Genomic DNA, 12,844 nt, shown 5'->3' with positions numbered 1-12,844 from the left:
AGTCTGGCGCGCATCCGCGCCACCATTTTTGGGGGCCACCTTGATCTCATTGGGGTCGTTATTCAGCCGGGAACCGGCGCCGCTGTTGGGCATTGACGTCAGCTCGTCCAGCGTGAAACTGGTGGAACTCGGGCGCAACCGCGCCGGTGATCTGGTGCTCGAGCGTTGCGCGATCGAGCCCCTGGAGCGGGGCTGGATCACCGACGGCAACATCGAAAAGTTCGATGAGGTCGCCGAGGCCGTGCGCCGCGTGGTGCGCAAAAGTGGCAGCAAGACCAAGAACGTCGCGCTGGCGCTGCCGGCGTCCGCGGTGATCACGAAAAAAATCATCCTGCCCGGGGGGTTGTCGGACAAAGAGCTGGAAGCCCAGGTCGAGTCCGAAGCGAACCAGTACATCCCGTTCTCGCTGGACGAAGTGAGTCTGGACTTCTGTGTGATCGGCCCCAGCGCTACGTCGGTGGGCGATGCCGAGGTGCTGATTGCCGCCTCCCGCAAGGAAAAAGTGTCGGACCGCCAAGGCTTGGCGGAAGCCGCTGGCCTCAAGGCGGTGGTGATGGACGTCGAGTCCTACGCCTCGCGCATGGCCGCGGGCCGCGTCATCGAAACCCTGCCCAATCAAGGTCTGGATTCCTTGGTGGCACTGTTTGAAGTGGGCGCCCTGACCACCAGCATGCAGGTCATCCGGAACGACGACGTGCTGTACGAACGCGACCAGGCGTTCGGCGGCGCCCAGCTGACTCAACTCATCGTGCGGCAGTACGGTTTTTCGGCCGACGAGGCCGAGGCCAAGAAACGCTCCGGTGACCTGCCGGACGACTACAAGTCGGTGGTGCTGGACCCGTTCATCGAAAGCATGGCGCAGGAGGTGGGGCGGGCCTTGCAGTTCTTCTTCACCAGCACGCCTTACAACCGGGTCGACCATATCCTGCTGGCCGGTGGCAGCGCCGCCTTGCCCGGCCTGACCGATGCCGTCACGCACCAGACCTCGTTTGCCTGCATGGTGATCAACCCGTTCGATGGCATGGAAATGTCGGGCAATGTGCACGCGCGCAAGATCGCCCGTGAAGCGCCGTCCTACCTGACCTCCACCGGCCTGGCCCTGCGGAGGTTCTACCAATGATCCTGATCAACCTCTTGCCTCACCGCGAGGCGGCCCGCAAACGCCAGAAAGAGCAGTTTTTCACCCAGCTGGGCCTGTCGGCGTTGCTGGGTGGTGTGATTTGTGGCGGCGTGTTCGTCTGGTACCAAGGGCAGATCGCCTCACAGCAGGATCGCAACACCTTCCTTCAGACGGAAATCACACGCCTGGACAACGAAATCAAAGACATCGCCAGCCTGCAGGCCCAGATCGCTTCGTTGCGGGCGCGCCAGACCGCGGTGGAGGACCTACAGGGCAACCGCAACCTGCCGGTGCATCTGCTCGACGAACTGGTGACCCAGTTACCCGACGGCGTCTACCTGACCAGCATGAAGCAGGAAGGCCAGAACGTCTTGCTGACCGGTATCGCTCAGTCGCAGGAGCGGGTGTCCGAGCTGCTGCGCAACCTGTCCAACCAGAGCGTGTGGCTCAGCAAGCCGCAGCTGGTGGAAATCGTCGCCTCCAGTGTGGGCGCCGCCGGTCGTGATCAAAAGCGCGTGTCGAATTTCACGATGCGGGCGACCTTGTCCCGTCCGGCCACGGACCCCACCGCAGTGAACGCCACGAGCACGGCTACCGTGGTGCCGGCGCCGGGCAAAGTTTGAGGCACAGAACCACCATGGCTGCAATGTCCCTCAACCTGGACGCCAAGGCGATCCAGGAACAACTCAAGAAGCAGTTCACCGGACTGGACCCCAACGATCCGTCGCTGTGGCCCGGCCTGCCGCGCAACCTGCTGTATGTGGCCGTCTGTCTGGCGGTGATCGCCGGACTCTGGTTTGCATGGCTTCAATCGGTGGATGAAGAACTCATTGCTGAAAAGACCCGCGAAGAACAACTGCGCGAGGACTACAAAAAGAAGCTGGTTCAGGCGGTCAACCTGGATGCGCTCAAGAAGCAGCTGGAGCAGGTGCAGCAGTACGTGACGCAACTCGAGCGCCAACTGCCCAGCAAGGCCGAAATGGATGCGCTGCTGTCCGACATCAACCAGGCTGGGATTGGCCGCAGCTTGCAGTTCGAGCTGTTCCGGCCCGGGCAGGAGTCGGTCAAGGAGTACTACGTCGAATTGCCGATCTCGGTGCGTGTCACCGGGCGTTACCACGATGTGGGGCTTTTCGCGGCCGATATCGCCAACCTGTCCCGGATCGTGACGCTCAACAACTTGACGCTCACGCCGGGCAAGGACGGAGTGCTCGCCATGGATTGCACCGCCAAAACGTTCAGATACCTGGACCAGGATGAAGTCGCCATGCAGAAAAAATCGGCTGGTGGCAAAGGAGCGGCCAATTGAAAAGCATCACCGTTTTGATGGCCGTCGGTGGGCTGCTCTTGGGCCTGGTGGGTTGCACGTCCTCCGGGCAGGACGAATTGCGTGAGTGGATGCAGACAGAACGCAGCAACATAAGGCCGCAGGTCAAGCCTATCCCCGAGCCGACCAAGTTCATTCCGCAAGCGTATATGGGCGAGCGCTTGATCCAACCGTTCAGCGATGAAAAGCTGGCCAGCGTGCTCAAAGGCAGCGAAGCGACACCCGTTGCCAACTCGGCCCTCATTGCGCCCGAGCTCAATCGGCGCAAGCAGCCGCTGGAGGCGTATCCGCTGGACGCCATGTCCATGGTGGGCAGTCTCAACCGCCAGGGACAGCTGGTGGCGCTGCTCAAGGTGGACAACCTGCTGTACCAGGTGAGGCCGGGCCAGTATCTGGGCCAGAACTACGGCCGGATCACGAAAATTTCTGAGACCGAAGTGGTGCTGCGCGAAATCGTGCAGGACGCGGTGGGTGAGTGGATCGAGCGGCCAGCAGCGTTGCAGTTACAAGAGGAAGGTTCTAAATGAAAAAGCATGACTGGGCCACGGGTGCCGGTGCTGCGCAGCGCAAGCTGCTCCAGTGCACAGCTGTTCTCTGTCTGACCCTGGGCAGTGCCATCGCCTATGCGCAAAACGCCATCCAGTCGCTGTCTGGTGTTGCGCAGGGTGGCGGTGAGGTGGTTCGCATCGAGATGTCCGAGCCTTTGCTGGCCGTTCCCTCGGGTTTCACGATCCAGTCGCCGGCTCGCATCGCGCTGGATTTCCCTGGCGTGGTCAACGGGATCGGGCGTAGCGCGGTTCAGATCAACCAGGGCAATCTCCGATCTGCCAATGTGGTGCAGGCCGGAGATCGAACTCGCGTGGTGATCAACCTCAAGCAGGCCGCCTCGTATCAGGCCCGAATAGAGGGGAAAACGCTCCTGATCGTTCTGGACCGGACCGAGGCATCGACCACGGCCGCGGGCGCTCCAGCGTCCAAGCCCACTTTTGCTGATAGCCAGAACAACAGCGTTGCATCACTCAAAGACGTTGACTTCCGGCGAGGAACCGGCACGACGGGCAAGGTGGTCGTCGAGTTGGCGAACAACCAGATCGGCGTTGACATCCGGCAGCAGGGGCAGAACCTGGTGGTGGATTTCCTGAAGTCGACGCTTCCCGAAGGTCTACGCCGACGCATGGACGTCAGCGATTTCGGGACCCCCGTGCAGTTGATTGCGACAAGCCAAGTGGGCGACCGTGTGCGCATGGTTGTCACTCCCAAGGGGAATTGGGAGCATTCGGCCTACCAGAGCGACAACCAGTTTGTGCTGGAGGTGCGCGAGCAGACGGTGGATCCGGCCAAGCTGACGCAAGGACCCGGCTACAACGGAGAAAAACTGTCGCTGAACTTCCAGAACATTGAAGTGCGCTCGCTGTTGCAGGTGATCGCCGACTTCACGAACTTCAACGTCGTGACCTCCGACTCGGTCAGCGGGGCGGTGACATTGCGTCTGAAGGACGTTCCATGGGACCAGGCGCTCGACATCATTCTGCAGGCCAAAGGTCTGGGTATGCGCAAATCCGGCAATGTGCTGTGGATTGCGCCAAAAGATGAAATCTCAGCTCGCGAAAAACAAGAGCTGGAGTCCAAGGCCTCGATCGAGAGTCTGGAAACGCTGCGAACGCAGGGGTTCCAGATGAACTATGCGAAGGCCGCCGATATCGCGGGTCAAATCACTGCGACGGGTGGCAGTGGGGCGGCTGGCGGCAATGGTGCCCGCATTCTGTCCCCGCGGGGCAGCGTGATTGCAGAACCCCGAACCAACCAGTTGTTCGTCACCGATGTTCCCTCGAAGCTCGAGCAGGTGCAAAGTCTCGTGCGACAGCTGGATGTTCCCATCCGGCAGGTGCTGATCGAGGCACGCATTGTGGAAGCCTCCGATTCGTTTGGCCGATCGATCGGTGTCCGTCTGGGCGGCAGCGACCGACGTGGGGTCAATGGCGGCGATGCTGGGTACGCGGTGAGCGACAACACGCGTGTGGCGTTTGGGGGCAGCTACAACGCGATTGCATCGACGACCGGAGAAGCCGGAAATGCGATGAACACCTCCAACACATCGTTTGTCAATCTGCCTTCGACGGGTGCCGGTGGTTTTTCGCCAGCAGCCATTGCGGTCTCCTTGTTCAGTGCAGCATCCAACCGGTTTCTGAACCTGGAAATTTCAGCCCTTGAGGCCGATGGCAAGGGCAAGATCGTGTCCAGCCCCCGCGTGGTGACCGCTGACCAGGTCAAGGCGTTGATCGAGCAGGGCACGGAATTCCCTTACCAGACCGCGACTTCGAGTGGGGCGACCGCGTTGTCCTTCCGCAAGGCCAACCTGAAGCTGGAAGTGACGCCCCAGATCACCCCCGAAGGCAACATCATTCTCGATGTGGACATCAACAAGGACAGCCGTGGCGAAACCACCGCCGCTGGTGTCGCCATCAACACCAAACACATCCAGACGCAGGTGCTGGTGGAGAATGGTGGCACCGTGGTCATTGGCGGCATTTTTGAACTCAATGAACGCGATGACGTGACCCAGGTGCCGCTGTTGGGTGATATTCCTTATCTGGGTAATTTGTTCAAAAATAAATCGAAGTCGACCAGTAAGTCAGAGTTGCTGGTGTTTTTGACGCCGCGCGTGATCTCTGATAGAGGTGTGCTGCGATAAATGCCATGAAGGCATATGGTGGTGTTAAGTAAGGTTAATCGAGAATTTCAATGCGTAAAATATTTACTCTGATTGCGGTTTGTCTATTGGCTGCGTGTGGTGGCGGTGGTGGAGATGCGGCAGATCCAGTAGTCCTGTCAGTTAATGTTGCGGGAAAGACTTGGACTGAATGTGTTGGATCTGTTGATGGCGCGCCCAGTCGACACGTTATTGTTGGTGGGCATTCTCCGTATACTGCTCGATCACTGTCGCCTGATTTGATTGTTGGTACCATGAGTGGGAGTATTTTTACTCCCGCGACGAATGGGCAGTTTGGATCTCAAGATCCTATGATTTTGTCGGATTCCGGGGCTTCGATTTGGATTGTGACGAATAATATGCCCTGCGATAGTCAGGGTATTGTTGAGGTGCGAGATCTATTTAAAACGCTTGTTAATATTACTATCTCTACGGCGGCTGCGGAGTAAAAGTGGCTGGGCGTTATTCTGATCTTGATGGTTGATTTTCATTGTTTATCAGTTTGAGAGTTTCCTTGGTGGGCTTGCCAGGTTCTGGCAAGTCCACCGTCGGAAGACAATTGGCCAGGCGACTGGCCATTCCTTTTTTCGACTCGGACCACGTGATCGAGCAGCGTCTGGGCTGTTCGATTCGGGAGTATTTCGAGCGCGAAGGGGAGGAGCGTTTCCGTGACATGGAACAGGCCGTGTTGGACGAGCTGACGCAGGGTGAGGCTTGCGTGTTGTCGACGGGGGGCGGTTCGGTGCTGCGTGCAGCCAACCGTGCGCACCTGCACGAGCGCGGGCGGGTCGTGTACCTGCGGTCAACGCCCGAGGAGGTGTTCAGGCGCGTGCGGCACGACCGCAACCGACCGCTGTTGCAGGTGGCCGACCCCTTGCAGCGCCTGCGCGATCTGTACGCGGTACGGGACCCGCTGTACCGCGAGACGGCGCATTTCGTGATCGAGACGGGGCGACCGTCGGTGGCGACCCTGGTCAACATGATCGTGATGCAGCTGGAGTTGGCTGGGGACGCCATGGGCGCTGAGGCCGGCAGCGCACCACCGCCGGAACATCGCCCGACCTGAGGCGGTGCGGGTGGGGCAGGCCCTAAACTTCAGGGCTATGCCCAAGACTTCCCATCTCTCCATCGAACACGTGGACATCGCCCTGGGCGATCGCAGCTACCGCATCGCCATTGGGCGCGGTCTGCTGGATGCCGCGGACAGTTTTGCCGGTTTGCCCGCGGCGAGCACCGCGCTGATCGTCAGCAACACCACGGTGGCGCCGTTGTACCTGGCGCGTCTGTGCGCTGCGCTGGCCCCGCATTACCGGCAGGTGCACAGCGTGGTCCTGCCCGACGGAGAGGCGTTCAAGACCTGGGAGTCGCTGAACCTGATTTTTGACGCCTTGCTGGCCAAGGCCTGCGACCGCAAGACGGTGCTGTTCGCCCTGGGCGGTGGCGTCGTCGGCGACATGACCGGCTTTGCCGCCGCCAGCTACATGCGCGGCGTGCCCTTCGTGCAGGTGCCCACCACCGTGCTGGCGCAGGTGGATTCGTCAGTGGGCGGCAAGACGGCCATCAACCATCCGCTGGGCAAGAACATGATCGGCGCGTTCTACCAACCCCAGCGCGTGGTCTGCGATCTGGACGCGCTCAAGACCTTGCCTCCGCGCGAGCTGAGCGCGGGGCTGGCCGAGGTGATCAAGTACGGGCCGATCGCCGACATGGCGTTCTTGGACTGGATCGAGACGAATATCGATGCCTTGATGGCGCGCGAGCCGGCTGCGCTGGCGCACGCCGTCCGGCGCAGCTGTGAGATCAAGGCCGATGTGGTCGGCCAGGACGAGCGCGAGTCGGGCCTGCGGGCGATCCTGAATTTTGGCCACACCTTTGGCCACGCGATCGAGGCGGGCATGGGCTACGGCGCCTGGCTGCACGGCGAGGCGGTGGGTTGTGGCTTGGTGATGGCCGCGCGCCTGTCGCAACGGCTGGGCCTGGTCGACGAGGCCTTCGTCGAGCGCTTGCGCCGGCTGGTGCTGCGGGCCGGTCTGCCCGTGGTGGCGCCGGTGCTGGACGCCGCCGACAACGCCGGCCGTTACCTCGCGCTGATGCGTGTGGACAAGAAGTCCGAGGCCGGTGAGATCAAGTTTGTGCTGATCGACGGCCCGGGCCGGGCCGTGGTGCGCGGGGCGCCCGACGCGCTGGTGGCCGAGGTGATTGCCGAGAGCTGCCGCGCATGATGACGGCGTCGGCGGCGGGCGATGCCATGGCGCTGGCCCCTTACGCCAGCCATGCTTCGCAGAGCCGCGGGCGCCGCTTTGCCGAACCCGATGCGCCCACGCGTTCGGCGTTCCAGCGCGACCGGGACCGCATCATCCACAGCACCGCGTTCCGTAGGCTGGTTTACAAGACGCAGGTTTTCCTGAACCACGAAGGCGACCTGTTCCGCACGCGGTTGACGCATTCGCTGGAGGTGGCGCAGCTCGGGCGCAGCATCGCGCGCTCTTTGCGACTCAACGAAGATCTGGTGGAAGCGATTGCGCTGGCGCACGACCTGGGCCACACGCCGTTCGGTCACGCCGGGCAGGACGCGTTGAACACCTGCATGAAGGCGCTCACGCCGGTGCAGCCGGGCACGCCAGAGGGCGAGGCCTGGGGTTTCGAGCACAACCTGCAGAGCCTGCGCGTGGTGGACGAGCTGGAAGAGCGTTACCCCGCGTTCGATGGCCTGAACCTGTGCTTCGAAACGCGCGAAGGCATCCTCAAGCATTGCTCGCGCGCCAACGCAGAACGGCTGAACGCACGCGAACCCGGCGGGGTGGCTTCGCGTTTTCTGCTGGGGGGATCGCCCTCGCTCGAAGCGCAGCTGTGCAACCTGGCCGATGAGATCGCCTACAACGCGCACGACATCGACGACGGCGTGCGCTCGGGGCTGCTGACGCTGGAGCAGCTGGCCGAGGTGCCGCTGTTCGAGCGCTACCGCCAGCAAGCCCTGGGCGCCCACCCGCAGCTGGGCGGGAGGCGCCTGCTGTTCGAGGCCATCCGCCTGATGCTCAGCGATCAGGTGTACGACGTGATCGACACGACGCGCGAGCGCCTCAGCGCATCGGGCGTGGGCCATGCCGACGAGGTGCGCCGGGCCGCGCCGCTGGTGGCGTTTTCAGAGCGCATGCGCGCCGAGTCGCGCCACCTCAAGGCGTTTCTGTTTCGCAACCTCTACCGCCACCCGCAGGTGGTGGAGACCACGGACCGCGCGCGCCAGGTGGTGAACGAACTGTTTGCGCTGTACATGGAGCGCCCGCAGGAGCTGCCAGAGGCGCACGCGCGCCAGCCGCAGCGCGCCCGCGCGGTGGCCGACTACATCGCGGGCATGACGGACCGTTTTGCGATCCGCGAGCACCAGCGCCTGAGTGGCACGGTGCTGTTTCCCTGAGCAACATGCGTGAGGTGTCAACACCGGACAGCCCGGCCCATGCCGCGCGGCAGGCCGCCGTGGTGGTGGCGGTGGGGGTGGCGTGTGCGCTGCACATCGGCAAGCTGCCGGTGGCCATTCCACCGCTGCAAGCGGCCCTGGGCCTGAGCCTGGTGCAGGCGGGGTTTCTGCTGTCGCTGGTGCAGCTGGCGGGCATGACGCTGGGGCTGCTGGTGGGCCTGGCGGCGGACAGGTTGGGCCCGCGCCGGGTGATGCTGGCCGGGTTGCTGCTGCTGGCGCTGGGCAGTGGCCTGGGTGCGCTGGCGGGCGATGTGCAGGTGCTGCTGTGGACCCGCGCGCTGGAGGGGCTGGGCTTTTTGCTGGCGGTGTTGCCAGCGCCGGGTCTGTTGCGCCTGTGCGTGCAGCACCCGCCCACGCTGGCGCGCGCGCTGGGCTGGTGGGGCGCGTACATGCCGGTGGGGGCGGCGCTGGCCTTGTTGCTGGGGGCGCCACTGATCGGCCTGCTCGGCTGGCGTGGTCTGTGGGCGGTGCTGGCCGTGGTGGCGCTGGGTGCGGCGCTGCTGTTGTGGCGGGTCGTGCCCGCGGCGCCGGGGCCCACCGCTGGGGCCGACGCACCCCGCCTGGGGCCTCGTTTGCAGCGCACCTTGTCGGCACCCGGCCCCTGGCTGATGGCGCTGGCTTTCTTCTGTTATTCCGGCCAGTGGCTGGCCGTGGTGGGCTTCCTGCCCACCATCTACAGCCAGGCGGGCGTCAGCGGCGCGGCCCTGGGGGCGCTCAGCGCGCTGGCCGCGGGCATCAACATGCTGGGCAATGTCGGGGCCGGCCGTCTGCTGGCCCGCGGCGCGCGGCCCGGTGTGCTGCTGGCCACGGGCTATGCGGCCATGGCGTTGGGGGGCCTGGTGGCATTCGGTGCGGAGGGGCACCCTTGGGCCCAGTACGGCGCGGTGTTGCTGTTTTCCAGCGTCGGGGGGCTGATCCCAGGCACCTTGTTCGGGCTGGCGGTGGTGCTGGCCCCGGGCCAAGAGACCGTGTCCACCACCGTCGGCTGGATGCAGCAATGGTCTGCGCTGGGGCAGTTTGCGGGCCCACCCCTGGTGGCCTGGCTGGCCACGCAGGCGGGGGGCTGGCAATGGACGGGGCTGTTCACCGGTGCCTGTTCCCTGGCCGGGCTCGTGCTGGCCTGGCGGGTGCAGCGCGTCTGGGCCGGGCGCTACACTGCGGCCCGGCTTTGAACCCCACGCGGCCCCGCAGAGGGCTGTCCACCGCATCACAGGGAGTGATCAGATGAGCTTTCTTCACCAGCTCAAACAGCAGGCGCAGACGCTGCAGTCGCAACAGACGGCGCAGGTGCAGGACTTCAGCGCCAGCACCGCGGCCACCGAGGCCGCATGCCAGCGGCTCTGGCATTACCTGGACGACCTGCACCGCCAGCTCAACGTGATCGAGCCAGCGGCGCCCCCGCTGAGCCTTGACGGCAAGGCGCACTGGCCGGCCATGAAGCAGACCGGCTTCCGTTTCGATGCGCGCAAGAAGATGTTGCGCGATCAGGAGGTGTTCGACTACCTGGCGCTGGGCTGGCAGTTGCTCCCACGCGAAGCGGGCGCGGGCAAGGGGCAGGTGAAGGTCAACTTCCCACCCGATCTGGAGCGGGTGGAGCGGCGTTTGCGCGTGGGCCATGTGCCGCACGAACGGCAGGAGCAACGCCACCCGCAGACCAACGGGCTGCAGGCCATCGTGTTCGAACACGAGATGGCGGCGCGCGCCAGCGTCATGGTGACGGCCGATCACGACCAGGGCGTGCTGCGCTTCCGCCTGGCCGGTGTCACCGGTCTGGAGACCGTGCACACCGAATACCGCACCGGGCAGATCGGCCCAGCGGTGCTGGACGAATTGGCCAAACTCATCGTCGGTCAGGACAGCCGCTTTCTGTGAACGCGCCGAGGGGGCTCGGAGGGCCGCCTGGCGGTGCGTCCGCTGTTGCAGGCGCTCGCTTGTGCAGCCTCCTGGCACTGACCGGGCGGCCGCCTGAAAACGGCACGCCCCCGGCCACATGAAGCCGAAAACCGGAAAAACCGGGGTCAGATTCCAATTACCATCGCCCAATCAAACCCCACCGGACTCCCCATGGCCCGCTTGCCCCGACTCACCATCCCCGGTTATCCGCACCACGTGATCCAGCGCGGCAACAACCGCCAACCCATCTTTGTGGATGCGGCCGACCGCGAGCACATGCTGGCGCTGCTGGCCGGTTACGCACAGCAGTTCAAAGTGGCCATTCATGCCTACGTGCTCATGGACAACCACCTGCACGTGCTGGCCACGCCCGAGACCGCCGATGGCTTGCCCAGCCTGATGCAGGCGGTGGGCCGGCGCTATGTGCGCTACTTCAACGACCGCCATGGCCGCACCGGCACGCTGTGGGAAGGGCGGTACCGGTCCACCGTGATCGAGACCGACCGCTATCTGTTGGCCTGCATGGTCTACATCGACCTCAACCCGGTGCGCGCGGGCCTGGTGGGGCAGGCGCGCGACTATCCGTGGTCCAGCCATGGGCACTACATCGGACAGCGGTCCGACAAGCGGATCACGCCCCACCCACTGTGGTGGACCCTGGGCAACACACCCTTTGCGCGCGAGGCGGCGTACGCCGAAATGGTGCATGCCGGCATCGGCCCGGACCAACAGGTGGCGTTGACCGATGCCACGCTGCGGGGCTGGGCGCTCGGCGGCGAGGGTTTTGTGGCCGGCCTGCAGAAATTGACCGACCGCCGCACGACCCCCTTGCGCCCTGGTCGCCCACCCGGGCGCTCCGTTCCGCGGGTTTGACACCTGAAGTCGTTGATTTCATTGGGGTAATGCCATTTTTTGATATGTCCCCAATTAATTCTGACGGAACTTGAGTTGAAGTTAATTGGAATCTGACCCCGTTTATTGGCCTTGGCATTTTTGTTGCAACGCAGTAAGCTCCGCGTCCCGCGATTTTTGTTTTTGTGCCCCTGAACCGAGAAGGAAGCGCCATGACCACGGCAGCCGAGCAGCAGCAAGTCCAGCAACAGGGTCTGTACGACCCGGCCAACGAGCACGATGCCTGCGGCGTCGGCTTCGTGGCGCACATCAAGGGCGAGAAGCGTCACGACATCGTGACCCAGGCGCTCAAGATCCTGGAAAACATCGACCACCGTGGTGCCGTGGGGGCCGATGCCCTGATGGGCGACGGCGCCGGCATCCTGATCCAGCTGCCCGACGCGCTGTACCGCGAAGAAATGGCCAAGCAGGGCGTGGCCCTGCCGCCGGCGGGCGAATACGGCGTCGGCATGATCTTCCTGCCCAAGGAACACGCCAGCCGTCTGGCCTGCGAACAGGAGATGGAGCGCGCCATCAAGGCCGAAGGCCAGGTGCTGCTGGGCTGGCGCGATGTGCCCGTCAACAAGGACATGCCCATGTCCCCGACGGTGCGCGAAAAAGAGCCGATCATGCGGCAGGTCTTCATCGGCCGTGGCACCGACGTGATCGTGCAGGACGCGCTGGAGCGCAAGCTGTATGTGATCCGCAAGACCGCCAGCGCCCACATCCAGGCGCTCAAGCTCAAGCACAGCAAAGAGTATTACGTGCCCAGCATGAGCAGCCGCACGGTGGTCTACAAGGGCCTGCTGCTGGCCGATCAGGTGGGCACCTATTTCCTGGACCTGCAGGACCCGCGTTGCGTGTCGGCCCTGGGCCTGGTGCACCAGCGCTTCTCGACCAACACGTTCCCCGAGTGGCCGCTGGCCCACCCCTACCGCTACGTGGCCCACAACGGTGAGATCAACACCGTCAAGGGCAACTACAACTGGATGAAGGCGCGCGAAGGCGTGATGTCCTCGCCGGTGCTGGGCGCCGACCTGCAGAAGCTGTATCCGATCAGCTTCGCCGGCCAGTCCGACACCGCCACCTTCGACAACTGCCTGGAACTGCTGACCATGGCCGGCTACCCGATCAGCCAGGCCGTGATGATGATGATTCCCGAGCCGTGGGAACAGCACACCATGATGGACCCGCGTCGCCGCGCGTTCTACGAATACCACGCCGCGATGCTGGAACCCTGGGACGGCCCGGCCTCCATCGTGTTCACCGACGGTCGCCAGATCGGCGCCACGCTGGACCGCAACGGCCTGCGCCCCTCGCGTTACTGCGTGACCGACGACGACCTGGTCATCATGGGTTCCGAGTCCGGCGTGTTGCCGGTGCCGGAGAACAAGATCGTGCGCAAGTGGCGCCTGCAGCCCGGCAAGA

General features: G+C 63.9%; 11 protein-coding genes and 1 pseudogene. All 12 read left to right on the top strand.

Annotated elements, in window-relative coordinates:
* Window positions 1–40: 40 nt before the first annotated feature.
* Entirely contained in the window at window positions 41–1,120 is a 1,080-nt protein-coding gene (locus RMP09_RS10180) for a pilus assembly protein PilM (protein WP_310565865.1), read from the top strand.
* Entirely contained in the window at window positions 1,117–1,743 is a 627-nt protein-coding gene (locus tag RMP09_RS10175; protein WP_310565864.1) for a PilN domain-containing protein, read from the top strand. Before RMP09_RS10180 ends, RMP09_RS10175 begins: the two co-directional genes overlap by 4 nt.
* A 14-nt stretch (window positions 1,744–1,757) precedes the next feature.
* Window positions 1,758–2,429 carry a type 4a pilus biogenesis protein PilO gene (locus tag RMP09_RS10170; protein WP_310565863.1) on the top strand — a complete coding sequence of 224 codons (672 nt, stop codon included), beginning with the start codon at window positions 1,758–1,760 and terminating at the stop codon, window positions 2,427–2,429.
* Window positions 2,430–2,446: 17 nt separating this feature from the next.
* A complete protein-coding gene (locus RMP09_RS10165; protein ID WP_310565894.1) occupies window positions 2,447–2,974 on the top strand; it encodes a pilus assembly protein PilP in 528 nt (175 codons plus the stop codon).
* Window positions 2,971–5,139, top strand: a complete 2,169-nt coding sequence (pilQ, locus tag RMP09_RS10160) for a type IV pilus secretin PilQ (RefSeq protein WP_310565862.1) — start codon at window positions 2,971–2,973, stop codon at window positions 5,137–5,139. Before RMP09_RS10165 ends, pilQ begins: the two co-directional genes overlap by 4 nt.
* A 520-nt stretch (window positions 5,140–5,659) precedes the next feature.
* Window positions 5,660–6,223, top strand: coding sequence for a shikimate kinase (locus RMP09_RS10155; RefSeq protein ID WP_310565893.1), 564 nt, complete (start codon window positions 5,660–5,662; stop codon window positions 6,221–6,223).
* 37 nt (window positions 6,224–6,260) lie between these two features.
* The gene (aroB, locus tag RMP09_RS10150) at window positions 6,261–7,379 is read left to right on the top strand and encodes a 3-dehydroquinate synthase (RefSeq protein ID WP_310565861.1); all 1,119 of its coding nucleotides are present in this window, start codon (window positions 6,261–6,263) and stop codon (window positions 7,377–7,379) included.
* Window positions 7,380–7,405: 26 nt separating this feature from the next.
* On the top strand, window positions 7,406–8,572 hold the full coding sequence (locus RMP09_RS10145; RefSeq protein ID WP_409559711.1) for a deoxyguanosinetriphosphate triphosphohydrolase: 1,167 nt from the start codon (window positions 7,406–7,408) through the stop codon (window positions 8,570–8,572).
* A 5-nt stretch (window positions 8,573–8,577) separates the two neighbouring features.
* Window positions 8,578–9,804 carry an MFS transporter gene (locus tag RMP09_RS10140; RefSeq protein WP_310565859.1) on the top strand — a complete coding sequence of 409 codons (1,227 nt, stop codon included), beginning with the start codon at window positions 8,578–8,580 and terminating at the stop codon, window positions 9,802–9,804.
* A gap of 52 nt (window positions 9,805–9,856) precedes the next feature.
* Window positions 9,857–10,504: a hypothetical protein gene (locus tag RMP09_RS10135; RefSeq protein ID WP_310565858.1), complete on the top strand. Its 648-nt coding sequence runs from the start codon at window positions 9,857–9,859 to the stop codon at window positions 10,502–10,504.
* Window positions 10,505–10,696: 192 nt separating this feature from the next.
* The gene (locus tag RMP09_RS10130; RefSeq protein WP_310565857.1) at window positions 10,697–11,398 is read left to right on the top strand and encodes an REP-associated tyrosine transposase; all 702 of its coding nucleotides are present in this window, start codon (window positions 10,697–10,699) and stop codon (window positions 11,396–11,398) included.
* Between the two features lie 191 nt (window positions 11,399–11,589).
* Window positions 11,590–12,844: pseudogene (locus tag RMP09_RS10125) on the top strand (glutamate synthase subunit alpha); the annotation flags it as partial.

This window comes from Hydrogenophaga sp. (assembly GCF_031426985.1).
Lineage (GTDB): Bacteria > Pseudomonadota > Gammaproteobacteria > Burkholderiales > Burkholderiaceae_C > Hydrogenophaga.
Note: the sequence above shows the minus strand (reverse complement) of the source record. Positions and strands in the feature narration are given on the sequence as shown.